Origin of the sequence: Mesorhizobium sp. ZC-5, from assembly GCF_025753855.1 — a bacterium.
Lineage (GTDB): Bacteria > Pseudomonadota > Alphaproteobacteria > Rhizobiales > Rhizobiaceae > Neomesorhizobium.
The window spans coordinates 1,033,242-1,056,882 of sequence record NZ_JAOWPT010000002.1 but is presented as its reverse complement, the minus strand read 5'-3'; the positions used below and the strand labels follow the sequence as shown (position 1 = coordinate 1,056,882).

The following is a 23,641-nucleotide window of genomic DNA, read 5'->3' as shown; positions in this document are numbered from 1 at the left end:
CTCGAATTCGACGCCGACGGCACCATCCAGGTGCAGTTCACAACAATCCGACCAGGCATCTACACATGGTCCGTCCCAGACCTCGCCGACAAAGGCATGAAAGGTACAATCACAATCAAGTAAGTCGGGAGCAAATGGTCTGGCAGCAGTCCATCCCGGAAGGCGCCATCCTCGGCGACGCGATCCGGGAGAACTCGTTGAAGCAGGCCTGCGCGTTCCATTCGTGACAAGCTCTGGAGCAGCCATCTTGCGCGACAGCGAGCAGTCAAAGAAAGGGCGTTTCACCGGATGATGAAACGCCCTGAGTTGGGAAGCGCGGTCCTTGCTCGGACCAGATCAGTTGCCCATCTGCGTCAGCCAGTGGCGGGGCTTGTTGTCAGCCCGAAAGTCGACGCTTTTGACTTTGGCCTGCATCGCCCAGGCGATCGGCTGCTGGTGGAGCGGAATGAGGATCGTGTCGTCCTTCGCGATCTTGAGGGCCGCTTCTTCCAGCTGTAGACGCTTCGCGTTATCCGCTTCCTGAACCGCCTGCTCGACCGCTTTGTCCAGTTCTGGATAGGACCATCCGCCGTAGTTGGACACGCCGACTTTGCCGGTCTTGGTGGAGAGTACCTGGGCGAGCAGCGAATAGGCGTCCAGCGTGGGTTCATTCGCCCAGCTCAGGTTGAAAACATCCGCCTTGCCGTTTGTGCGCTTCGGCGATTGAACGGCTCGCGGCGCTATGTCGATCGCCGGATCGAATCCAGCCCGTTTCAGCATGTTGGCAATGCCTGTGCAGAAGTCTTCTTCGTTGATGCTCTCGTCGTTCATGCACATGTAGGTGAACTTGAGGCCTTCATGACCGGCCTCGGCGAGCAGCTTCTTCGAAAGTTCCGGATCAGCTGGACTGAAGGTGTCGAGCGCCTTCGCATAGCCGGCGATTTCCGGAGCGATCAGCGAGCCGGACGGACGGGCCAGTCCGCGCATGACCTTCTTGTTGATCAAGTCGCGGTCGATGGCTGCCTCGATCGCCTGGCGGACGCGAACATCGTTGAAGGGGTTGTCGCGCCCATCCTCGAGCTTCTCCTTGCGGTTGAACCCGATGAAGACGGTCCGCAGTTCGGCACGCTTCTTGACGACGATATCCGGCGAGGATTCGAGACGGGGAAGATCCTGGATCGGCGCGGAATCGACCAGATCGACTTCACCCGACAGCAGCGCCGCCACGCGGGTCGCCGGCGAGGCGATCGGCAGATATTCGATGCGGTCGATATTGTGCTTCTTCTCGTCCCACCAGCCATCGTTGACGACCAGAACGGTCTTGCTGTCCGGCATGCGGCTTTCCAGCTTGAATGGGCCTGTGCCGTTCGTGTTATGGGTCGCGTAGCCCTCAGCCTTCGTCGCAACGTCGGTCGGCTTTTCGGTGTTGTTGTCCTTCAGCCATTTCGCGTTGAACATGAAGATATTCGTCATGTCGTTGAGGAAGAGCGACGTAGGCGCCGACACTTCTACATCGACGGTATAGTCGTCGACCTTCTTGCTGCTCACATAGAGCGGAATGTTTCCCCGCAGCGGCGAGGTGGGATCGCTGACGCGAGCGAGCGAGGCAACCACATCGTCGGCGGTGAAGTCCGCCCCGTTGTGGAACTTGACGCCTTTACGCAGGGTGAAGCGCCAGATCTTGTTATCGATCAGCTTCCACTCGGTTGCCAGCGCCGGCTCGATCTTGAAGTTCGCGTCGTAGCGGACCAACCCCTCATAGATGTGATTGAGGAAGGCGAGATTGGATGTCGAGGCGACCGAGTCCGGGTCGAGCGAATAGATGTCGGCACGGCTGCCCCATCGCAGGGTCTCCGCGCTGGCTGGCACGGTAAGCGCGATCGCCGCCGTCGCACCGAGAACAATCCGTTTCAAGCGAGACATGTAACCTCCCAATATCCTATCTCTGCTTTTTCAACATCATGATGATCGATCATATTGTCAACAATATTGTTGACGCAAATTGCTCATATCGATAGCAAATTGTTGTGCGCGCCTTGATCCGCCACCGGACGCTCATTGCTCTGGGCGATGCGGATCGCAGCTCAACAGATTGACTCGAATGGAGAAAATCGCTTGGACGATCTGCTGCTACTCCATGGAACCATCGTGACTGTCGATGCCGAGCGGCGTATCATCGAGGACGGTGCGATTGCCATTTCGGGCGACAGGATTGTCGACATCGGCTCCGCCAGCGACCTCGAACCCAGGCACCAACGCAAGAAGATTGTCGACTGCCGCGGCAAGCTCATCATCCCCGGCCTGATCGACGCGCATGGCCATGCCGGTCACGCGCTGATCCGCAGCATCGCGACCGACACCAATTCCCTGTGGATGCGCATCGTCACGCCAATGTACTACCACTACGCCACCCGAGACTATTGGTACGCTGACGGGCTGGTCGGCGGCCTGGAGCGGCTACGTGCCGGCGTGACGACGGGCGTCAGCATCATCTCGTCCATGCCGCGTAGCGACGACCCCGTCTTCGCGATCAACCATGCGAAGGCCTATGGCGAGATCGGGCTGCGGGAGATCATCTGCGTCGGGCCAGCGGGCTTGCCTTGGCCGCATCGGGTCACCCGCTGGGAAACCGGCCAGCCGGTGCGCCACGACGTCACTTTCGAGGAGATGATCGAGGGCGCCGAAGCGACGATCGAGGCGATCAACGGCAGCGCAGATGGACGCATCAATGTGTTCCTCACGCCCTTCACCATCGTGCCGTCGCTCGATCCCTCCAATCCGACGACGCCCGACCTGGCGGTCAATCTGACCGAGAACGACCGCATGCAGGCCCGGCGCGTGCGCGAGACGGCGCGCAAATGGGGCGTGCGCATCCATTCGGACGCTTTCGCGGGCCAGATCCGCATGGCGTTTCAGGACAAGGAGAATGCGCTGCTCGGACCCGACATACACCTGCAACATTGCTGGGGAATCTCGCACGAGGAGGTCGACATCCTGGCCGAGACCGGCACCTACGTCACTCACGCCCCGCCCGGTCGGTCCACGCCGATCCTCGACATGATGTCGAAGGGAGTACCGGTGGCGATCACCACCGACGGCGTCTCCCCCAGCCGTCATTTCGATCTCCTGCAGACGGCGCGCCTTGCCCAGTTCACGCAGCATCTGCTGCACAACCATGACCGCTATTTGCTGCCTCCCGGCAAGGTGTTCGAGATGATCACCATCGACGCCGCCAAGGCGCTTGGCATGGATCACGAGATCGGCTCGCTGGAGACCGGCAAGAAGGCCGACATCGCCATCATCAACATGCGCCAGCCCCACCTGGTGCCCAACTGGATGGTTGTCCACCGCCTCGTCCATCAGGTGCTGGGCAGCGACGTCGATACTGTCATCGTCGACGGTAAGATCCTGATGGAAGCCGGCAAGGTGCTGACGACCGACGTCGAACAGGCGCTCGAGTTCGGCGAACGCGAAGCGCGGGCAATGGCCGACCGCGCCGGCCTGAAGGCCCATATGCACGACCCGGGCTGGGGCCAGATTAGCCGGACCTTCCGCGAGCCGGTGGTGCCGCCTGCCCCACCGGTCTGATATGCCCTAGCCGCTGACCCGCAAGCGCTCGACGTTCGCGTCGGGTGCCCCCTTCTGGCGCGGATAGTCGTAGGCGCTGACCTTCGAAGTAGCGTAGCCGGCGCCGACCAGCGCTTCCGCAATCTTCAGTGCGGCGGTGACGCCATCGATCACGAGCACGCCGGTCGCGGCGGACAGCCGCTCGCACAGCTTCGACATGCCCGCGCAGCCCAGAATGATCGCTTCCGCCTGATCCTCGATCTTGGCGCGCTGGATCATGTCGAGCAGCAGGCGCTCCGCCGTTTCCGGATCCTCTTCCAGGCCAAGCACCGGCAGGTCGATGGCACGCACGGCGCGACAATGATTGCCCGCGCCGTAGGCTTCCACGATGTCCTCTATGATAGGCACGGAGCGCGGCAGCGTGGTTACCACCGAAAAGCGGCGGCTGATGGTCATCGCCACCTGCACGGCCGCCTGGCAGATGCCGATCACGGGACCCTTCGCCACTTCCCGGGCTGCGTGGAGACCGGGATCGTCGAAGCAGGCGATGACATAGGCGTCGACGCCTTGCGCCTCGCCCGCCCGTATTTCCAAAAGCATGGCCGGCACGGCCATCGCTTCGTCGGCATAGCCTTCGATGCTGACCGGCGTTCCGATCGGATTGACGGCTGTTACGCGAGTTCCGGCACTGGCGACGCGCAACGCGCTTTCGAGCGCCTGTGCCGTCATCGAAGCCGTCGAGTTTGGATTGATGAGACGAATATGCACTCTGGATGATCCCTATTCCATATTTTCCGATGCCTTAAGGACATCGGCGATCGCGGGTGCCTTGAGCACGAACTGGCGATCGGAGGTGATGTAGTTGTCGGCGTGAAGACGTGCGATCGGTTGGTAAGCGTGCGCATCGACGTAGCGGCCGTCCGCATCGAGGCAGTCGCGGCGCACGTGCATGTGAACGACTTCTCCCAGCACCAGCACCCGGCGCGGATACTCGATCAGCCGTTCTACGCGGCACTCGAAGGTGCAAGGCGAGCTGGTGACGTGATCGACATCGATCTGGCTGCACCGCGCAGTCGGCAACTTGGCTATTTCGAGTTCGTCAACATCGCTGTCGAAGGCGAGACCACAGACGAGCATCTGTTGCGACAGCGCCATGTCGACCATGTTCACAGCGAACTCGCCAGTCCGGCGGATATTGACGACAGTGTCCTTTTCCTCGCCGGAGAGCCGAGGCTGGATGCCGAGCACGACGATCGGTGGCTCGTGTGAGAACACGTTGAAGAAACTCATCGGCGCTGCGTTGCTACGCCCGGTCGTGGAGCGGGTCGTGACAAGCGCGATCGGGCGCGGGCCGACGAAATTGGTCAGCAGGCGATAGCGGCTCTCCGCCTCCAGCGCTGTGAAATCAAATTCCATTGTATCCTCTGCTTGAAAATTCATCAGGATGCCTACAATATTCGCCGAGATTGTCGGCAAACTGAGCTGATGTTGAGCGGCCTGGAGTTGACTTTTAGTGGGTGGCGGCGATTGTCCGTCGCGGTGGCAGGGACAAGAGCATGGTCGAACAAGCAGGCATCTCGATCCAGCAGATCGTTGAAAAGGTATGGCTCTCGATCGCCGAGCGCAGGCTGCGGCCGGGCGTCCAGCTCAAGGAAGGCCAGATGGCCGAGATCTTCGAGGTCAGCCGCGCTCGGATTCGCCAGGCGCTCACAGCTTTGGAGCGTGAGGGCCTGGTGACGATCGTTCCGAATCGCGGCGCATTCGTGTGCCAGCCGTCGGTCGACGAGGCCCGGGACGTATTCTTCGTGCGCCGCTCGGTCGAGCGCTGCGTTGTCGAGCGCATCGGCAAGTCGATGTCGAATGCCGACATCGCACGGCTGCGCAGCCATGTCGCACGCGAGAGGGTGGCGAACGCGAATGACGCGACCACCGACATCATAAAGCTGTCCGGCGGCTTCCACCTCTTGCTTGCCGAACTCTCCGGCTCGGACTTCCTCTTCGGCATGATGCGCGACCTGATCTCGCGCACGTCGCTGATCACCGCAGTCTATCGCAACACGGCGCGCTTCAACTGCGGGCCGGACGAACATGACGAAATCGTTGAGGCTATCACCGCCGGCGATATCGAAAAGGCTTCGCGGCTGATGCAACATCATCTCGAGCATGTGGAGTCCGAACTGGATCTGAGGGAGGTCCGCGACATGTCGCACGACCTGAAGGCCGCCTTGGCGTGATACCGCCCCGACATAGTCATTGCTCCGTTACGAAGTGACAGGCGACACGCGTTCCGCTCGCGAGCGTGCGTACTGGCGGGATCTCCTCCGAACAGCGCGCGGTGGCGATCGGGCATCTTGGATGAAACGGGCAGCCTGACGGCGGCTTGAGCGGGCTCGGCACCTCTCCCCCGGCGACGACGCGATCACGATGCGGATGCTTGACGTTCGGAATCGTCTCGAGCAGCAATTGCGTGTAGGGGTGGCGCGGCTTGGCGAACAGATCCTCGGTGTCGCCTTCCTCGACGATGCGACCGAGATACATGACCGCTATGCGATCGGACATGTGCCTGACCACGCTCAAGTCATGGCTGATGAACAGATAGGTCAGTCCGAATTCATCCTGCAGCCGCCGCATCAGATTGAGCACCTGGGCCTGCACCGACACATCCAGCGCTGAGGTTGGCTCGTCGCACACCAGGAAGCGCGGTTCTCCCGCCAAGGCGCGCGCGATGGAGATTCGCTGCCGCTGCCCGCCGGAGAATTCATGCGGGAACTTCTCGCCATCCGAAGCTGACAGGCCGACCGTCTTGAGCAATTCCTCGACCCGCTCGGTGATCTCGGCCTTGGAGTTTCGCAGCTTCAACTCGCGCAGCGGCTCGGCGATGATGTTCTTCACGCGCCAGCGTGGATTGAGCGACGCATACGGGTCCTGGAAGATCATCTGCGCGGACAACGGCTTGCCGTCCTGGCCAGGGGCGAAGCGAATGTCGCCGGTGTCGGGCTTGTAGAGCCCGGTTACCAGGCGGGCGACGGTGGACTTGCCGCAGCCGCTTTCCCCGACCAGGCTCAGGCATCCGCCCATCGGCACGTGGAACGTGATGTCGTTGACAGCCTGCAGAACCTGTCGGGGCTTGCGTTCGATCAGCCGATTGAGCCACGGCGCCGATACGTCGAATGTCTTGACGAGTCGGTCGACGCTGAGTGCCGGCATCTTCTGAATTGACATGACGGTCATGCCGTTCCTCCCGCATTCAGCCAGCAGGCGCTGGCGGCCGCGCCCGCCGCCAGCAGAACCGGTCGCTCTCGCGTGCAACGCGGCCCGGCCTCGTTGCAGCGTGGATTGAATGCGCAGCCTGCCGGGATGGCATCGAGCCGTGGCATCGAGCCATCGATCTGGTTCAGCCGCTGGACGCGCGCGCCAAGCGCCGGTATCGAAGCCATGAGCCCGCGTGTGTAAGGATGCGTGGGTGCGCTCAGCACCTGGTCCACCGGCCCGATCTCGACAAGGCGGCCGGCATACATCACGGCAATCCGGTCAGCCGTCTCGGCAATGACGCCCATGTCGTGCGTGACCAGCATCACAGCGGTCTGCTTCTCCTTGCACAGGCGGCGCAGCAATGACGTGATCTGGGCCTGGATCGAGACATCGAGGGCGGTGGTGGGTTCGTCAGCGATGATCAGCCTGGGTGACGCCGCGAGCGCCAAGGCGATGACCACGCGTTGGCGCATGCCGCCGGAGAACTGATGCGGATACTGATCGAAGCGTTCCTCGGGCGAGGGAATACCGACATCGTTCAGCAGGGAAATTGCGCGCGCCCTCGCCTCGCCCTTCTTTAAGGTGAGATGCTGCCGTATCGTTTCGGTCAGCTGCGCGCCGACCGTGAAGAGCGGATTGAGCGAGGTCAACGGGTCCTGAAAGATGGCGCCGATCTCACGGCCGCGAATCTTCTCCATGGAGCGGTCGTCGAGATTGTCGATACGACGACCGGCAAGCCATATCTCGCCCTCGGCGATGCGCCCCGGCTGTTCGAGCAGGCCCTGGATTGCCAGCCCGGTCATCGACTTGCCGGCGCCGGACTCGCCGACAACCCCAAGAATTTCGCCCGGCCGTATCGACAGGCTTATATCGGAAAGCACCGTGGCAACGGCTCGGCGACCCGGGAACTCAACCCTGAGGTTATGCACCTCAAGCACGGGTTTCTCGATTTCAGCCATCAGCTTTGACCTCGACTGGATAGCTTGGCGGGAACAATTTGGACACCGGCGGATGACCCCAGCTACGATCCGGGTATTTCGCAACGAGGCCTTCGAACTGGCGTTGTGCGCGTTGGCGTGCAGCCTTCATGTCGATCCCGGCGACCTCGCCGAAGCGCATGGACAGCCGCCCGTCCACGAAGACGGCCTGCGTGACCTTGCCCGACCCACCGGTGACCAGCGTGGTGATCGGATCGACACCCGGGGCCATGATCGGGTCGTCAAGACTGAACACCGCGATGTCGGCGCGCGCGCCTGCGATCAGCCGGCCGAGGTCGTCGCGCCCGAGCGCTTGGGCGCCACCAAGTGTGGCAGCATCATACAGGTCGGCGCACCTAACGCGGTCAGGTGCGCGATCGTTGATGCGGCACGCAATCAGGCCAACCAGCAGATTCATCAGCATGTCGGCGGGCGTGGTGTCCGTGCCCATTGCGATGTTGATGCCACGCTCCCGGCACTTCGAGAACGAATTCAGCGTGCTGCCGCTCCGCGCCGAAACCAGCGGACAATGGACGATCGAGACGCCGTTGGCGGCATAGAGATCGAGGTCTTCGTCGGTGGCGTTGGTGGCGTGCGGCGCGATCAGCCGGTCGTCGAGCAGGCCAGCACGCGCCAGCCAGACGGGAGCAGTCGTATCATGCAGCTTGCGCACGGTCTCGACCTCCATCGAGCCCTGCGCCATGTGGAGGCGAATTTTGCAACCGAGATCGCCCGCCGCCGCCTGGGTCTGGCGCAGCAGTTCCTCGGTGCAGGTCTCGACGCGATCCGGCGCCAGCAGGCCGCGCACCAGATCGCCGTAGCGGCCCGTCTGGCGGCCGATGTAGTCAACGGCGTCCCGCAACCCTTCCAGTCCGCGTTGCTCGTCGAACACCGGCTCCATCCGGCCAGGCGCTTCCAGCACCATACCGCCGGAGCGGTAGGCAGGGCTGAGGTAGACCCGCAAGCCCATTTCGCCGGCGGCATCCGCCGCGGCATCGAATTCGGCGACCGTTTCGCCCCACTGGCGGTAGAACAGCGAGGCAATGGGCGCGGCCGTCGTGATGCCATTCAGCAGGAGCTGGCCGAAGGCAAAGCGCTTCTGCAGCGCCAGCTCTTCCTGCGAATACATTTCGTAAGGGCCGGCCTCGACATAGGAACGCGGCCACACCCGGCCCTTGGCCCAGCCGGGATGATTGTCGATGCTGAGGATCGTGGTGTCGAGATCCGACAGCGCATCGAGGTCGATCAACCCTGGACTGACCAGCGCATTGCCGAAGTCGATCCGGCGCGCTACCTCGCCGGCAAAACCGCTGCCGACGAACACCACTTCGCCGCCGTCAATGACGACTTCGCCATCGGGAACAAGCCGGTGGCCGCCATCGCGATGACCGAGCACCCATGCGGCGGTGATCAGCGTGCGCCCTTCCGGGCGCTTGCCGAGTTCAAGCGTGTCCAGTGTTTGGCGGGTCATGGCATGTCCACCACTGGAACGCCGGCGCGCGCCGTGACGCGCCCCCCTTTGACGACCAGCGGACGCGGCGCGACATCGACGACGGCATGAGCCAGCGTCTCGCCGGTCAGCAACGTCAGGTCTGCGTTGCAGCCTTCGGCGAGGCCGTAGCCGTCGATGCGCATGACGTCCGCGCCGCCTTGCGAGACGATATGGAGCAGGTGCTCAAGCTCATTGTCGGACCGCAGGCCATTCTTCATGCCGACGATCTTGGCGCGGTCGAGCATGTCGGGCTGGCCCCAGGGCCCCCAGGTGTCGCGAATGCCGTCGCAGCCTGCGCCGACGCGCACGCCGGCCTGCTTCAGCCGCATGATCGACGGCACGGTCGCGGATGGCGCACCCGTCGTGACGATCGCCACGTCTAGGTCGGCGATCTGCTCGATGAGCTGGCCGACGCGCAGATAGTCATTCATGCCGAGCGCGAAAGCATGACTGATGGCGACCTTGCCCTGCATGCCATTCGCCCGGATGCGCTCGAACATCAGCTCCATCGTGAAGGCGCCGAGGTCGCCTGTCTCATGCAGATGGATGTCAATCGGTCGCTGGTGTTTTACCGCCAGCGCGAAGATGGCGTCGAGTTGACCCTTGGGGTCGCGGTCGATGCCGCACGGGTCGATGCCGCCAAGAACCTCGCAGCCTTTGCTCAGCGCCTCGTCGAGTAGTTCCAGCGTGCCAGGCATCACCATGACCCCGGACTGGGGGAAGGCGACGATCTCGATGTCGATGATCCCCTTCAGCTTTTCCCGCGTCTCCATCACGCCCTCGACGATGGAAAGGCCATGAACCGGGTCGATGTCGACATGGCTGCGGATATGGGTTGCCCCGTGGGCTGCAAGCCCGATCGCGTGGCGCATCGACTGGCGGTGCGGGTCGATGCCGATGGCAAGCCGGTTCTCACGCTCGAAGTCGATGCGATCACGCAACACCGCGCGCCGGTTGTTCTCGTGCCAAGGCATGCCCCAGGTCGTCTTGTCGAGGTGGGTGTGCGCATCGATGAGGCCAGGAATGGCAATGGCGCCGCCGCCGTTCTCGACCGGCATGCCGGCGTCCGGATCGAAATGTCCGATCCCGGCAATCCGCCCGTCGCGGATCAGCAGGTCGCTTGCCGCGCCTCCATAGGGCCGGACGTCGCGGAGCAATAGGTCGGTCATGCTTACCTCAGTTTCGGATTGAGTACGTCGCGCAGCCAGTCACCCAGGAGATTGACGACGACGACGAGCAGGCAGAGCTGGATCACCGGAAAGAGGACGATCCACCACGAGCCCGAGAACAGGAACTGGTTGCCGATACGGATCAGAGTTCCCAGTGACGGCTGTCCCGGCGGCATGCCAATGCCAAGGAATGATAGCGTCGCCTCGGTGAGGATCGCCATGCCGAAATTCAGCGTTGCGGCGACCAGCACCGGCGTCAGCGTGTTGGGCAGGATATGGTGCGCTAGGATGCGGCGGGCGGGCACCTTCAGCAGGCGGGCCGCCTGAACATATTCCTTGTTGCGCTCAACAATGGTCTGCGCTCGCACAGTGCGCGCATATTGCACCCACGACGACAGCGAAATCGCGAAGATGAGGACAGCCGAAGCGCCGATCTCGCGCAGGTCGGCGGGCAGCAGCTGTCGCACAACGGTCGAGACGAGAATGGCTATCAGGATTGTCGGGATCGACAGAGTGATGTCGCCGATGCGCATCAGAATGTTGTCGATCATGCCACCGAAGAAGCCGGCGACCAGCCCGGCAGTCATGCCGATCAGCAGCGACAGCGCAACCGAGGCGAGGCCGATCACGATCGATATGCGGGTGCCGTAGAGGATCGCCGACAGCAGGTCGCGGCCTTGCGTGTCAGTGCCGAGCAAGAACGGCCACTCGCCGCCCTCCTGCCAGACCGGCGGCAGCTCCGCCTTCCACATGTCGAGTTGCGCCGCGTCATAGGGGTCTTGCGGCGCAATGAAGGGCGCGAAGACGGCCGCCAGGATCAGCACGGCCAAAACCGTAGCGGCGAACATCGCCGACTTGCTGTGCGTGAACGACCACCAGATATCGCTGTCGCGCACGCGCTGCAGCATGGTTGGGGGCGGTATCGCGCCCGGCTTTGAAGTATCGCTCGTCATCGAGGCGCCCTTCCGTGGTCAGTGCGCGTTGCGCAGGCGCGGATCGATCACCGCGTAGGTGATATCGACCAGCGTGTTCAGCGCGACGAAAATGAAGGAGATGATGCAGAGGTACGCCGCCATCACCGGGATATCCAGGAAGGTGACCGCCTGGATGAACAGCATGCCCATGCCTGGCCACTGGAAGACGGTCTCGGTGATGAGGGCGAAGGCGATCAGCGAGCCGACATTCATCGCTGTCATCGTCACCACCGGCATCAAGCAGTTTCTCAGCGCGTGACGGAAATAGATGCGCCAGCGCGGTATGCCTCTTGCACGCGCGAACTTCACATAGTCGGAGCGCAGCACTTCCAGCATCTCGGCGCGAACGAGGCGCATGATGAGGGTGATCTGATAGAGCGAAAGCGCCACGGCAGGCAGAAGCAGGGCTGCGCGGCCGGATGGCGTCAACAGGCCTGTCGACCACCAGCCGATCTGGACGACCTCACCGCGACCAAAGGCTGGCAGCCAACCCAGGATGACTGAGAATACCAGGATGAGCAGGATGCCGACCACGAAGCTCGGCAGCGAGACTCCAACAATAGACAGGAATTGCAGCGACTCCGTGTACCACTTGCCGCGTTTGATCGCCGTGAGCACGCCCAACGGTATGCCGAATATCAATGAGATCAGCGTGGCTACGAGCACCAGTTCCAGTGTTGCCGGGAAGCGCTCGCCAATCAGCGTCAGCACGTCCTGGCCATTCCGGTAGGAGATGCCGAAATCGCCCTGCGCGGCACTGGCGACAAACCGCACGAACTGCGTCGCGGTGCTGTCATTGAGGCCGAGCCGCTCGCGCAAATTGTCGCGATCCTCCTGTGTCATCTGTTCATTGGCCATCAGTTCGACCGGATCTCCCGCAAGGCGGAAGATCAGGAACGCGAGCATGGCCACGGCGAGCATGACCATGATGGCGTTGGCGATGCGGCTTATAGTGAAGACCAGCATGTGAACCCCTGCAGGATGAATGGAGCCGGAGCGCTTGCCGCGCTTGCTCCACGGAGGTGTTTACTGCGCGAAATGGGTCAGCCAGTGCCGCACCTTGTTGTCGGCGAGCTGCGCGATTCCATCGATCTTGTCGCTCATCACCCAGGCCATCGGCTGCTGGTGCAACGGCAACATGATGATATCATCTTTCGCCATCTCTAGCGCCTTGGTCTGCAATTCGAGACGCTTCGTTCTGTCCATCTCGGTCGACGCCTCTTCGATCAGCTTATCGATCTCCGGATAGCTCCAGCCGCCCCAGTTGAAGACGCCGGCCTTGTCGGTCTTGGTCTTTATCATCTGGAGGAGGATCGAGTAGCTGTCGAGCATCGGCTCATTCGCCCAGCCGATCAGGTAGACGTCGGCAAGGCCGCCGGTGCGCTTGGGCGCCTGCGCAGCGGACGGCGCGATATCCAACTGCGGCTTGAAGCCGGCGCGGCTCAGCATGTTGACCAAGCCCTGGCACAGCTCCTCCTCGCTCACATAGGCATCGTTGGTGCAGACGAGCGTGAAGGGCAGATCGCTGGCGCCGGCTTCCGCGAGCAGCTTCTTGGGCAGTTCCGGATCGTAGGGAAGCACGGCATCCAGCGCCTCCGTGTAGCCTGGGATCTCAGGTGCGATGATCGCGCCTGCCGTCCTCGACTTTCCGCGCATGACGCGCTGCTGGATGAGATCGCGATCCAGCGCATGTGCCACAGCCTGACGCACACGCAGGTCGTTGAACTTGTTGTCGGCGCCAGACGCCAGCTTCGGCTTGCGGTTGAATCCGATCATGACCGTTCGCAGGTCGGTGCGTTGCATCACCTTGAGTTCAGGCACCGCGGCGAGCCGCGGCAAGTCCTGGGACGGCGCATTCTCGGTAAAGTTGATCTCGCCGGACAGAAGTGCTGCGACACGCGTCGCCGCCGAGGTGATCGGCGTGAACTCGATGCGGTCTATGTTGGATTTCGATGCATCCCACCAACCGGGGTTCTTGACCAGCACCGTCTTGGTGTCGGGGACGCGGCTTTCCACCGTGAACGGCCCGGTGCCGTTGGCGTTGTAGGTCGCATAGCCCTCGATCTTGGCGCCGACGTCGGTCGGCTTCAGCGAATTGTTGTCAGTCAGCCAGGTCAGGTCGAAGATGTGAATGTTCGTCAGGTCGTTGAGCAGCAGCGGATAGGGACCGACCAACTCGATGTCGATGGTGTAATCATCGACCTTCTTCGCGGCCTTGTAGGCCGGAAGGTTGCCGCGCAGCGGAGAAACCGGATCGCTGACACGGGTAAGCGAGGCGATCACGTCATCCGCGGTGAAGTCCGCGCCGTTGTGGAACTTTACGCCCTCGCGCAAATGGAACCGCCAAATCGTGTCGGATACCGTTTCCCAGGACGTCGCCAGCGCCGGCTCGATCTTCAGATTGGCGTCGTAGCGGACGAGGCCTTCATAGACGTGGTTGAGGAAGGACAGTGTGTAGCTGTCCCCATAGGAATACGGGTCGAGCGAATAGATGTCGCGCGAAGAACCCCATTTGAGGGTCTCCGCAAGGGCGGGCATCGACAGGCCTGCCGACATGACGACCGCAAGGGTCAGCTTTCTGAGCATGTAAGTTCTCCCATTTTGGTACGCAGTGTCCCCTTTGCGGGGATCTTCCTGAAGCACGGCGGTCCGAAGACTGCCGATTCGTTCGCCGCATCATCAATCAACGGCGTCGTCTGCATCGGCGCGGTCCACACTTCGAAGCTTTGTCGACTGGCACCTACATTCCAGAAGCTACAGAAGTCGTCACCTCAATGTCAACGATATTGTCGACAATATTTGAGATTTTTGCTGACAAGCGTTGAAAGCTCAGCCTCACGGGACTAGCGCCGGGCGAAAGCTAGGCTCGCTATCAAACCTGATCAAAGCCCTTCAGACGAAGTACTGAGGTTGCGGGGACGCCGGACAGGATTGCCCCGAATGACGCACAAGTTCATGACGCACGCCGCCATGTGTCTCCCAACGGTGCTACCGGGTGACGAGCTCGGCGGAGTACAACGAGGCTCTTCGCCGTCGTGGAGGTCTGACGATCTGGTTTGAGGTAGGCGTAGCCGATTTAGGTCAGCGCCATGCGGCCTGACGCCGGGCGATCAGGCGCGGTATTCGGATCTGGCGATCGAGCTTTGCATGACCTGCGGCTCCCGGTGCGGTTCAACCGGCATTGTGGGTGCCGCTGACTACGCTAGCGGTTCTTCCAGACTGGCTTGCGCTTTTCGGCAAAGGCTCTTGGACCCTCTATGAAGTCTTCGGTGCTGCTCAGGGTCGAATGGATCGGATAGGTCGCCCTGATGGCGTCTTCGAGTGTTGGCTTGTCCAAGGAAGCATAGACCGCCTCCTTGGCAGCGCGGACTGCTACCGGAGCCAGTTCGAGAATTTGGTTCGCCCAGGCCAGAGCCGCGTCGAGCGCCTTCGATGTCGGAACCACCTCGTTGACAAAGCCGAGCCTGCGTCCCTCCTCCGCCGTCACGCGGCGGCCGGTCAGGATAATGCCGAGCGCCTCCTTCTGGGGAATGACGCGAGGCAGGCGCTGTACGCCGCCACCGGCGGCCATCATGCCGACCTTGCCTTCCGGCAGACCGAAATAGGCGTTTTCGGAGGCGATGATCAGGTCGCACGCCAGTGCCAGTTCGAACCCTCCGCCGAGGGCCAGGCCGTTCACCGCGGCAATGACCGGCTTGGTCAAGTCGCAGCGCATCGCCAGCCCGCCGAAGCCGGTGTGCGGACGCGGGCCGCGCTTGCCGGCTGCCTGAGCCTTGAGGTCGTTCCCTGCCGAGAAGGCACGGTCGCCTTCGCCTGTTACAATGCCCACCCAGAGATCGTCGTTGGCGGCAAAATCGTTCCACACCGCTTCGAGTTCGTGGCTCGCTTCACGGTTGAGCGCGTTTGCCACTTCCGGCCGGTTGATGGTCACGATCCGGATACGTCCCCGATCCTCGACCTTGCTGTAGAGCAACCCGTCCATCTCTTTCCTCTCCCTCGGCAATCGAACCCGTCAGGCGCCGTTATCAGCCGGTGACCAGTGAATGAGCGTCATTTCCTCGTCCGGTCCGGCAGTCACGAACCGTCCCTCAAGCGCCATACCGATTTTCACCGCCGACGGATCGATATCGACGATATTGCCGATGATCCGCACATGCGGCACCTCGTCGAGCGCAACGAAGCCGACGGCATAGGGCACGGAAGAGAACCCCTTCGCCGTTGGGCGACCAACGACCGTGTAGGTGTAAAGCGTTCCCCGCGGTTCGACGGCCACCCATTCGACATTGGTCGACCGGCAGCTTCGACAGGCGATGCGCGGCGGCCAACGATAGGTTCCACAGTCGCTGCATCTCTGGATCTTCAGCTTGTGTTCGCGGGTTCCCTCCCAGAACGGAACGAAATTCGGATCGCTGAGGTCCGGCACCGGAATCTGGTCGAGATCAAACATTGTGTCCTCCCAGAACGGCGAAGCTTCCGTCACCAAGTTGTCCCCAACCGGTCACTGCGATGAGGCGGGCGTTCTCGACCTGGCGCGCGCCGCATTCCCCACGCAATTGGCGGACGGCCTCGACGACATGGTTGAGGCCGGCCTGATGCGCCTCGGACAACATCCCGCCATGGGTGTTGATTGGCAGCTTTCCACCCAGCCGGATGCCTCCATCGGCAATCAATGCGGCAGCCTCGCCATGCCTGGCGAAGCCCGCTTCCTCGATCTGATGCAAAACCTCGAAGGTAAAGCAGTCGTAGATCATCGCCGCGTCCATATCGTCAGGCCCCATGCCGAGATCGTTCCAGACGCGATCGGCTGCCTGCGTAAGGCCGATGTCCAGAAAAGGGTCGCGGTTGGACGTATCGTCGGGGGAAATTCCCTGCGCTTCGGCAACCGAAAGGATACGGACATCACGCGTCTCGTTGCGGGCGGAGACGATGACGGCACTGGCTCCATCGGTTTCCAGGCAACAATCAAAGAGCGTGTATGGATCGGCGATCATGCGGCCTGCGAGGTAGTCTTCCATCGTCAGGTCACGCCCATGCATCTGGGCATTCGGGTTGAGATTGGCGTGGGTGCGCGCTGCAAGCGCGATTTCGCCGAGGGTGCGACGGTCGAGGCCGTATTCGTGCTTGTAGCGCTGACACAACACCGCATAGCGCTGAGCCGGCGTATTCATTCCGTGCACGTATTCAAGGTGGCGACGGAAAGGCTGTCCGGGCAGGAAGGAAGGACGGTCGGCCTTGCGTACACCGGAACTGCCCTTGAGGCCACGGAAGAGCAGCACGTGATTGGCTGCTCCACTCAGCACCGCCAACGAGGCGACCCGGAGAGCCGAAACCGCGCCGCAACCGCCCATGTCGATGGTAACGCGAAAACGCGGATTTAAGCCAAGCTCGGCCTGGATGACGTCATCACCGATATGACCCGGATAGGGAATTATCCCATCGATCTGCCTGGGATCGATCCCGGCATCTGCGGCCGCTGCCAGCGCTGCCTCGATCGCCAGCACTTCGGCAGGACGGTCTATCTTCTTGCGATATTCGGTGTTGCCGACCCCTGTAATGCAGGCTTGATACTTTCCGCCGAGCACTGGCTGTTCTCCCCGTGTCCTTGCTTGCTTTCAGTTCCATATGGCCCGTGCGTCGACGATCGATATCTTCCCGCCGGATACCATGACGGGGTTCAGATCGACCTCCTGCAGTGCCTCGCCCTTGCCGAGCGCCCAGCGGGCGAAATCCGCAAGGAACGATACCAGCGCTTCGCGGTCTGCGGCGGGCTGGCCCCGATAGCCATCGAGAAGCATGTTCAGCCGGCTGTTTCGCGACAAGAGGTTGCGCAGCATGAAGGGCGTGGTCGGCAAGACCGTCGCGGCGACCTCGCTGTGTAACTCGGCGAGCGTGCCGCCAAGTCCGACAACTAAGACCAGACCGAAGGACGGGTCGCGCTTGATCCCGACAAGGAGCTCGACGCCATGTTCCATCTTCTGGACCAGAGCGGAAGTGTCGGTCAGCCTCTTGCGCGAGGCGATCGCCTTGAATGTCTCGACAGCAGCCTCGACGGCTGGCCCGTCGGCCAGACGGATGGCCACGCCGCCGTCGTCGGACTTGTGATTCAAATCGGGCGAACTAAGCTTCAGCGCGACCGGAAAGCCGATCTTCGCGGCGCGCGCAGCGACCTCTTTTGGATCAAGCTCGTCCACGACATCGAAAGCTGCACAGGGCAGGCCGGCCTTGCGCAGGTCGCCAAGCGCTTCGGCTACGGTCCAGATCGATGGTTCGGCTATTGGCGCCGCCGGCGGCTGCGTCGGCATCTCGGACAAGACCTGCAGCAGCACCGCTGCCTCCGTCAGGTCCGCCTGGCTCTCACTGAATGTCGCGCAGGCTTCGGCGGCGCGCACCGCCAGCGGAAAGTCGGCGAATGCCGGAATGTCGGCGTCGTCGAAGATTTTCCTGACAATATCCGACATGCCCACCCAGGCCACGAACACATCTTGCGTGATTGCCTTGGCGGCTTTCACGATTGCCTGCGCGACGCCTTCCGCGAAGACGCCTCCGGCACCCATCGAAAGGAAGATCGTGTCGATGCCGTCGTCCTTGGCGATCGCGCGGATCGCGTGCGTCATCTTCTCCGGGTTTCGCCAGGTACCGCCGATATCGGCGGGATTGCGGACGCCTGCCTGTCCCGTGGCATCGGCGATAGCCGCGACCATTGATGGCGAGAACTCGGGCAACTCCCAGCCGAGCGAATAGATCTGATCGGCGCTGAGCGAGGCGGCGCCGCCGGAAACCGACACAACCGCGGCCCGCCGGTTGCGGGGCAGGGCGCCCGGTCGCCGGGGGCGCTGCGCCATCGTCCGCGCTGTTCCGAAAAATTCGACAAAACTCTCGGTTTCGATGATGCCGGTCTCGTGTGCAATCGCGGCGAAGACTTCGCGTGTTCCGGCCACGCGCCCGGTGTGAGATTTGACGGCCTCGCGCCCCTTTTCGGACTTGCCGACCTGCAGCATCGTCACAGGTTTGCCCGCCATCCTGGCCGCCAGCGCCGCCCGACGGAAGGCGGCACCATCACCGATCCCTTCCAGGAACAGCATGATCGATCGGACTTCCGCATCGTCGACCATCGCCTGCATGAGCTGCTCGATTCCCGTCGCGCTCTCATCGCCGGTGCTGATCAGCCACGAGAAGCCGACCTTGGAGTCGCCGAACCACTGCAACATGGCAGAGAGTGTCGCGCCGCTCTGGGAGAGGCATGCGATGTTGCCGGGTGGAACACGCCCGCCGATCGTGCCCGACGCGAAGCTCCCGTTCAGACTGAGCGTGCCATTCATGAGCCCCATCGAATTCGGCCCGATGACCCTCATCCCGGATGTTCGACCGATTTCGGAAATCCGGTCGCGAAACCTGCCCCGCTCGCGTTCGCTGCCGCCTTCGGCCGTCACCACGACACTCGTGGCCACACCCAATTCAGCAGCTTCTTCCAGTGTGGGGATGACGAATTTGATGGGTATCACCACGAACACCATGTCCGGTGGCGAAGGCAGATCGGAAAGAGATGCATAGACCGGCAGATCGTATAGCCTGGAACCTGCCAATCTTGGATTGATCGGATAGATCGTCGCCCTTGTTCCACCTTCGACGAGATTGGCCAGCACCCGAGCGCCGTAGTAGTTGCCTCCTTCGATATCGGAGGCTCCCGCGACCGCGATCGACTTCGGAGAAGACAGCGTATCGTTCGCCGCAGGTGCGTCCGCAAGGGAGGATTTCAAAGACATTTCCGATGGAATACCGATATAGACAACGTTGTCTTGTCAATTAGCCCGGGAATTCGGGACTGTCAAGAATTCAGGAAATCGTGACGCCCACGTGCTGGGTATCTTCAGCGCCCGGCTCCGCCGGGCCGTTGAGCCGGGCGAAGGAATCACGGACGACCAACGAATGAGAGATGACTTCTCCCGGCATGCTGACGGCCGAGGCGTCGTGGGACGTAATGAAATCCAGGGCTGCGCTGCCTGCGCGATCGAAGTTCATTTCGACCGTCGTCAGCGCCGGCGTACACAGTGTGGCAAGCCGCGTGTTGCCCAGTCCCATGACGGAGATCCGGCCCGGGATATCGATCCCTTCGCCGCGAAGGTAGCTTATCGCTCCGAAGGCGATTGCATCGGATCCGCAGATCAACGCACTGAAATCCGGATTGCGGGCCAACATTTCGGCGGCCCCGAGCGCCCCGGCCTCCGGGGTCGAATCGATGTTGGCAATCGCGTAGTCCACCATGTAGCCCGACAGGTGGCTTGTCATCGCCTGCATTCGCTGCTTGGTCATGTCGTTGCGCGCCGGGCCAAGCAGGATGCCGATCTTGGTGTGTCCGTTCTGTACGATGAAATTCGCCTTGGTTATCCCGATCGCCTCATTATCTGCTGAGAAAACAGGCACTTCGATGTTCCTGGGCATAAGGGACGCGACAATCGTGCCTGCCCGGTTCAGTTCGTCCACGGTCTCGGCCAATGCGTCGCGATGCGTCCATTGGTCGAAGCCGCCGCCGGCGAGTATGATGCCGTCCACCCGATACTCGAGCAGCTTACGCAGATATTTGATTTCGAGCAGCGGGTCGCGCTGCATGTTGCAGACGATGGCAAAGGTGGAGTGTGCGGTTTCCGCCCGTTTCGTCACGCTTTCCGCGATGATGCCGTAATGCGAGTCGAGCATGTCGCCGATGACGAGGCCGACCACGCCTTGTTTGCCGCCGCGCAGCCGCCTCGCCACCAGGTTGGGTACGTAGCCAACGGCTTTCGCCGCCGCATTGACTCTCTCCTTGAGCTTCTGATCGACTGGATAGCCGGAATTGCGCAGGACGCGTGCAGCCGTACTGACGGAAACCCCCGCTGTCTTTGCCACGTCGACCAGCGTGGCGTTCTTCGTGTCTTTCTCTTCCGTCGCTTTGCTCAATTTATTATCCATGCTGTGGGCGTAGGCCGTTCCGGCCGAAATGGCCTGCGCCGTTCCGCAGTATGACGTAACATAGCGTACCGAAATAGCATAGACAACGTTGTCTCAGTTCGCTAGTGTCTCCTGGCTGCTCGTTGCGATGCCGTGATGAGCATGAGGGAGGCTGCGGCGGCATCCATCACGCCATCGGCGTGTGGCCTTGCCGCTTGGCCCGCAGAAATAACGCACGTCCATAAGCTGGGAGGAGTGAATGGGACAGATTATCCGCACCTTGACGCTGGCCGCGACCCTGGTCGTGGCTTCTGCCGTGTCGATCGGAACCGCCATTGCGCAGAGCGCGGACTATCCGACGAAACCGATCAAGTTCATCATTCCATATGCTCCGGGGGGCGGGACGGATGCTGTCGCCGCAGTCTTCTCGGACAAGCTGGCGCAGAAGCTTGGCCAGCCGATCATCAAAGAGAACCATCCGGGCAGCAACTCCGTCATAGGCACGGCATTGCTCGCGAATTCCGCGCCTGACGGCCAGACGCTGCTGGTCGTGACCGGAGCCATCGCCAACAACCCCTTCCTCTATGCCAATCTGCCTTATCAAACGGAGGCCTTGACCCCGGTTTCGATTCTGACCGCTTATCCCTTCGTGCTGGGTGTTCGCAGCGACCTGCCGTTCAAGGACGTGAAGGAACTTGTTGAATATGCCAAGGCCAATCCAGGCAAGCTGACCGCCGGCACCTCGGGGCGTGGCGCTGGTGCCCAGCTCGCGCTTGGCCTCCTCAACAAGAGCGCTGGTATCCAGATCCGCGAAATTCCGTTCAAAGGAGCCGGAGAAAGCCTGAACAATGTGGCGGGCGGGTTCGTCGACATGGTGTTTTCCGGTTACGAGACCGTACGTCCGTTCGTCGAGGCCGGAAAGATGAAGTTCTTCGCCCACACCGGCACCGAGCCGATGGGAACCGAGAAGATCCCGCCGATTGCCGCGACCATTCCGGGGTTCGAATATCAGAACTGGCTGGCACTCATCGGCCCCGAAGGCACGCCGGCCGCGGTCACAGACAAGCTCAACAGCGCACTCACGGAAATCTTTGCGGAGCAGGAGGTCAAGGACAGGCTTGCTGGCCAGAACATCGAGGCAATCGCAAGCACATCGGCCGAAGCAAAGGACTACCTGGCAAAGGAGATGGCGACCAGCAAGACCATCATCGAGAGCATCGGACTGAAGCCTGAGTGAGTTTCCGATAGTAGACCGGCATCGAGCGACTTGCGCATTCGATGCCGGCTTGTGCAGGCTATTCCAGTGGATGCGAGGTGAGGTCGGTAAGGTGATTTTCAAACTGGACAAGCAGGCTGATGTCGAGGCCGGTTTATTTTTCACACTATTCGGAGGGCTTACAGCGGGGCTGTCGCTGCAGTACCGGCTAGGCACAATTGCCGAGATGGGCCCCGGAATGTTCCCGCTGATCCTGGGAATCATATTGGCAATCCTCGGGCTGGTGATCCTGACCAAAGGCTTGCTGGGAAGTGGTGAAAAGGCCAAGAGCCTGCCGCTAGGGCCGGCGATCCTGATCACGGCATCGCTTCTGGTGTTCGCGTTCCTCCTGCTGTCGGTGGGTCTCGTTGCGGCCATCCCGGCGCAGGTTGTCGTTGCGCTGTGGGCGTCCGAGCATTTTACCTGGAAGCGGGCGGCTGTGCTGAGCGCGGGGTTGCTCGCCTTCTGCTACGTGGTCTTCGTCCATTTCCTCGGCATCGCGGTGCCGATGATCGCGGTCTGACCAGATGGAATTCCTGCACAATCTTGACGTCGGTTTCGAAGCGGCGCTCTCGCTCACCAATCTGACTTTCTGCTTCATCGGCGTGCTGGTCGGAACCGCCATCGGCATCCTGCCTGGCCTCGGCCCGCTGGCCACGATTGCCATGCTGCTGCCCCTTACCTATTCGCTGGAGCCGGTCTCCGGCCTGATCATGATCTCCGGGATCTACTATGGCGCGCAATATGGCGGCTCGACCACCGCCATCCTCGTCAATCTGCCGGGCGAATCGTCGGCGGTCGTGTCCTGCCTCGACGGGCACCAGATGGCGCGTAAGGGACGCGCCGGTTCCGCCCTCGCCATAGCGGCGTTGGGATCATTTTTTGCCGGCACAGTCGCCACGGTGCTGATTGCGGCGTTCTCGCCAGTGCTGGCGGAGGTGGCCTTCCTGTTTGGACCGGTCGAGTATTTCGCCATGATGGTACTGGGGCTGACCGCGGCGACGCTGCTTGCCCACGGTTCGTTCATCAAAGGCGTGGCAATGGTCCTGACCGGGCTGATTCTCGGTCTTGTCGGCGGCGACGTGAACAGCGGAACTTACCGCTTCACCTTCGGCTCCTTCGCCCTGACCGAAGGAATCGAATTCGTTGCGGTGGCCATGGGCCTTTTCGCATTCACCGATATCGTGGCCAACATCCGCAATGACCAGGCCCGCGAGGTGACCGCACCATCATTCGGCAATCTCTGGATGACCGGAAAGGAGTTCAAGGAGGCCGCACTTCCAGTGGTGAGGGGCACGGCGGTCGGATCGGTGCTTGGCCTGCTGCCCGGCGGTGGCGCCATGATCTCGTCCTTCGCGGCCTACGCAATCGAAAAGCGCGTGTCGAGGCGACCCGAGGAATTCGGACATGGCGCCGTGGCGGGGCTTGCCGGACCTGAGGCCGCGAACAATGCCGGGGCCCAAACCTCCTTCATCCCGATGCTGACCCTGGGCATTCCCAGCAACGGTGTGATGGCCCTGATGATCGGTGCGCTGATGGTGCACAATATCGCACCCGGACCTTACGTCATGGTCTCGAACCCGGAAATCTTCTGGGGCCTGATCGCGTCGATGTGGATCGGCAACGCGATGCTGGTGGTGCTGAACCTGCCGCTCATTCCGTTATGGGTCCGGCTGATCCGCGTAAACTACTGGATACTCTACCCGATCATACTCGCGGTATGCTGTGTCGGCCTCTACAGCATAGAGAACCGTGTGCTGCCGATATACTTCGCCGCCGGATTCACGCTGGTAGGTTGCCTGTTCTGGCGCATGCGCGCCGAAGCGGCGCCACTGCTACTTGGCTTCATCCTGGGGCCGTTGATGGAGGAACACTTTCGTCGGGCGCTTCTCCTGTCGAATGGCGATCTGGCCATCTTTTACCAGAGCCCACTCTCGATCGCGATGCTATCCATTGCGGCTGTGATGTGTCTGGTCGTTCTATTGCCGCAGATCCGTCGTGGCCGCCGAGCGGCCTTCGGCGAGGAGGCCTGATAGAGGCCATAAAGCGCA

The 23,641-nt window shown here is 61.9% G+C and carries 20 protein-coding genes; 5 read left to right on the top strand and 15 right to left on the bottom strand.

What is annotated here, in order from left to right; translation table 11 throughout:
* Positions 1 to 336: 336 nt before the first annotated feature.
* The gene (locus OHD58_RS08490; RefSeq protein WP_263802678.1) at positions 337 to 1,902 is read right to left on the bottom strand and encodes an ABC transporter substrate-binding protein; all 1,566 of its coding nucleotides are present in this window, start codon (positions 1,900 to 1,902) and stop codon (positions 337 to 339) included.
* A gap of 192 nt (positions 1,903 to 2,094) precedes the next feature.
* Between OHD58_RS08490 and OHD58_RS08485 the strand changes: the two genes are divergently transcribed.
* Positions 2,095 to 3,567 carry an amidohydrolase family protein gene (locus OHD58_RS08485; protein ID WP_263802677.1) on the top strand — a complete coding sequence of 491 codons (1,473 nt, stop codon included), beginning with the start codon at positions 2,095 to 2,097 and terminating at the stop codon, positions 3,565 to 3,567.
* A 6-nt stretch (positions 3,568 to 3,573) separates the two neighbouring features.
* On the opposite strand, the gene OHD58_RS08480 is transcribed toward OHD58_RS08485, so the two are convergent.
* Both OHD58_RS08480 and OHD58_RS08475 read right to left on the bottom strand, forming a co-directional pair.
* Complete coding sequence (locus OHD58_RS08480) at positions 3,574 to 4,314, bottom strand: aspartate/glutamate racemase family protein (RefSeq protein ID WP_263802676.1); 741 nt, start codon at positions 4,312 to 4,314, stop codon at positions 3,574 to 3,576.
* A gap of 12 nt (positions 4,315 to 4,326) precedes the next feature.
* Entirely contained in the window at positions 4,327 to 4,962 is a 636-nt protein-coding gene (locus OHD58_RS08475) for a flavin reductase family protein (protein ID WP_263802675.1), read from the bottom strand.
* Between the two features lie 140 nt (positions 4,963 to 5,102).
* On the opposite strand from OHD58_RS08475, the gene OHD58_RS08470 reads away from it, so the two are divergent.
* Complete coding sequence (locus OHD58_RS08470; RefSeq protein ID WP_263802674.1) at positions 5,103 to 5,780, top strand: GntR family transcriptional regulator; 678 nt, start codon at positions 5,103 to 5,105, stop codon at positions 5,778 to 5,780.
* 16 nt (positions 5,781 to 5,796) lie between these two features.
* Here the strand turns inward: OHD58_RS08470 and OHD58_RS08465 are convergent, their stop codons facing one another.
* The 12 genes from OHD58_RS08465 to OHD58_RS08410 form a co-directional block, all read right to left on the bottom strand.
* Positions 5,797 to 6,777 carry an ABC transporter ATP-binding protein gene (locus OHD58_RS08465; RefSeq protein ID WP_318528243.1) on the bottom strand — a complete coding sequence of 327 codons (981 nt, stop codon included), beginning with the start codon at positions 6,775 to 6,777 and terminating at the stop codon, positions 5,797 to 5,799.
* Positions 6,774 to 7,757, bottom strand: coding sequence for an ABC transporter ATP-binding protein (locus tag OHD58_RS08460; protein WP_263802673.1), 984 nt, complete (start codon positions 7,755 to 7,757; stop codon positions 6,774 to 6,776). The genes OHD58_RS08465 and OHD58_RS08460 overlap by 4 nt, the downstream gene beginning before the upstream one ends.
* On the bottom strand, positions 7,750 to 9,246 hold the full coding sequence (locus OHD58_RS08455) for an amidohydrolase family protein (protein ID WP_263802672.1): 1,497 nt from the start codon (positions 9,244 to 9,246) through the stop codon (positions 7,750 to 7,752). Before OHD58_RS08455 ends, OHD58_RS08460 begins: the two co-directional genes overlap by 8 nt.
* On the bottom strand, positions 9,243 to 10,436 hold the full coding sequence (locus OHD58_RS08450) for an amidohydrolase family protein (RefSeq protein ID WP_263802670.1): 1,194 nt from the start codon (positions 10,434 to 10,436) through the stop codon (positions 9,243 to 9,245). The genes OHD58_RS08455 and OHD58_RS08450 overlap by 4 nt, the downstream gene beginning before the upstream one ends.
* A gap of 2 nt (positions 10,437 to 10,438) precedes the next feature.
* Complete coding sequence (locus tag OHD58_RS08445) at positions 10,439 to 11,389, bottom strand: ABC transporter permease (RefSeq protein WP_263802669.1); 951 nt, start codon at positions 11,387 to 11,389, stop codon at positions 10,439 to 10,441.
* A gap of 18 nt (positions 11,390 to 11,407) precedes the next feature.
* A complete protein-coding gene (locus OHD58_RS08440) occupies positions 11,408 to 12,376 on the bottom strand; it encodes an ABC transporter permease (protein ID WP_263802668.1) in 969 nt (322 codons plus the stop codon).
* Positions 12,377 to 12,436: 60 nt separating this feature from the next.
* Positions 12,437 to 13,996: an ABC transporter substrate-binding protein gene (locus tag OHD58_RS08435; RefSeq protein WP_263802667.1), complete on the bottom strand. Its 1,560-nt coding sequence runs from the start codon at positions 13,994 to 13,996 to the stop codon at positions 12,437 to 12,439.
* A gap of 616 nt (positions 13,997 to 14,612) precedes the next feature.
* Positions 14,613 to 15,392, bottom strand: coding sequence for an enoyl-CoA hydratase-related protein (locus OHD58_RS08430; RefSeq protein WP_263802666.1), 780 nt, complete (start codon positions 15,390 to 15,392; stop codon positions 14,613 to 14,615).
* A gap of 30 nt (positions 15,393 to 15,422) precedes the next feature.
* The gene (locus tag OHD58_RS08425) at positions 15,423 to 15,857 is read right to left on the bottom strand and encodes a Zn-ribbon domain-containing OB-fold protein (protein ID WP_263802664.1); all 435 of its coding nucleotides are present in this window, start codon (positions 15,855 to 15,857) and stop codon (positions 15,423 to 15,425) included.
* Entirely contained in the window at positions 15,850 to 16,992 is a 1,143-nt protein-coding gene (locus OHD58_RS08420; protein ID WP_263802663.1) for a thiolase family protein, read from the bottom strand. Before OHD58_RS08420 ends, OHD58_RS08425 begins: the two co-directional genes overlap by 8 nt.
* A 30-nt stretch (positions 16,993 to 17,022) precedes the next feature.
* Positions 17,023 to 19,167, bottom strand: coding sequence for an acetate--CoA ligase family protein (locus OHD58_RS08415; RefSeq protein ID WP_263802662.1), 2,145 nt, complete (start codon positions 19,165 to 19,167; stop codon positions 17,023 to 17,025).
* 76 nt (positions 19,168 to 19,243) lie between these two features.
* Entirely contained in the window at positions 19,244 to 20,344 is a 1,101-nt protein-coding gene (locus OHD58_RS08410) for a LacI family DNA-binding transcriptional regulator (RefSeq protein WP_263802661.1), read from the bottom strand.
* 250 nt (positions 20,345 to 20,594) lie between these two features.
* Here OHD58_RS08410 and OHD58_RS08405 point away from each other — a divergent pair, with 250 nt between their 5' ends.
* From OHD58_RS08405 to OHD58_RS08395, 3 genes are all read left to right on the top strand, one after another.
* The gene (locus tag OHD58_RS08405) at positions 20,595 to 21,572 is read left to right on the top strand and encodes a Bug family tripartite tricarboxylate transporter substrate binding protein (protein ID WP_263802659.1); all 978 of its coding nucleotides are present in this window, start codon (positions 20,595 to 20,597) and stop codon (positions 21,570 to 21,572) included.
* A 91-nt stretch (positions 21,573 to 21,663) separates the two neighbouring features.
* Positions 21,664 to 22,113 (top strand): tripartite tricarboxylate transporter TctB family protein, encoded by a 450-nt coding sequence (locus OHD58_RS08400; RefSeq protein WP_263802658.1) that lies wholly within the window; start codon positions 21,664 to 21,666, stop codon positions 22,111 to 22,113.
* 4 nt (positions 22,114 to 22,117) lie between these two features.
* On the top strand, positions 22,118 to 23,623 hold the full coding sequence (locus OHD58_RS08395) for a tripartite tricarboxylate transporter permease (RefSeq protein WP_263802657.1): 1,506 nt from the start codon (positions 22,118 to 22,120) through the stop codon (positions 23,621 to 23,623).
* Positions 23,624 to 23,641 lie beyond the last annotated feature (18 nt).

Coding starts and splice junctions, on each gene's coding strand:
- OHD58_RS08490 (WP_263802678.1), bottom strand. CDS start 1,902: ATGTCTCGCTTGAAACGGATTGTTCTCGGTGCGACGGCGGCGATCGCG.
- OHD58_RS08475 (WP_263802675.1), bottom strand. CDS start 4,962: ATGGAATTTGATTTCACAGCGCTGGAGGCGGAGAGCCGCTATCGCCTG.
- OHD58_RS08470 (WP_263802674.1), top strand. CDS start 5,103: ATGGTCGAACAAGCAGGCATCTCGATCCAGCAGATCGTTGAAAAGGTA.
- OHD58_RS08465 (WP_318528243.1), bottom strand. CDS start 6,777: ATGACCGTCATGTCAATTCAGAAGATGCCGGCACTCAGCGTCGACCGA.
- OHD58_RS08460 (WP_263802673.1), bottom strand. CDS start 7,757: ATGGCTGAAATCGAGAAACCCGTGCTTGAGGTGCATAACCTCAGGGTT.
- OHD58_RS08455 (WP_263802672.1), bottom strand. CDS start 9,246: ATGACCCGCCAAACACTGGACACGCTTGAACTCGGCAAGCGCCCGGAA.
- OHD58_RS08450 (WP_263802670.1), bottom strand. CDS start 10,436: ATGACCGACCTATTGCTCCGCGACGTCCGGCCCTATGGAGGCGCGGCA.
- OHD58_RS08445 (WP_263802669.1), bottom strand. CDS start 11,389: ATGACGAGCGATACTTCAAAGCCGGGCGCGATACCGCCCCCAACCATG.
- OHD58_RS08440 (WP_263802668.1), bottom strand. CDS start 12,376: ATGCTGGTCTTCACTATAAGCCGCATCGCCAACGCCATCATGGTCATG.
- OHD58_RS08435 (WP_263802667.1), bottom strand. CDS start 13,996: ATGCTCAGAAAGCTGACCCTTGCGGTCGTCATGTCGGCAGGCCTGTCG.
- OHD58_RS08430 (WP_263802666.1), bottom strand. CDS start 15,392: ATGGACGGGTTGCTCTACAGCAAGGTCGAGGATCGGGGACGTATCCGG.
- OHD58_RS08425 (WP_263802664.1), bottom strand. CDS start 15,857: ATGTTTGATCTCGACCAGATTCCGGTGCCGGACCTCAGCGATCCGAAT.
- OHD58_RS08405 (WP_263802659.1), top strand. CDS start 20,595: ATGGGACAGATTATCCGCACCTTGACGCTGGCCGCGACCCTGGTCGTG.
- OHD58_RS08395 (WP_263802657.1), top strand. CDS start 22,118: ATGGAATTCCTGCACAATCTTGACGTCGGTTTCGAAGCGGCGCTCTCG.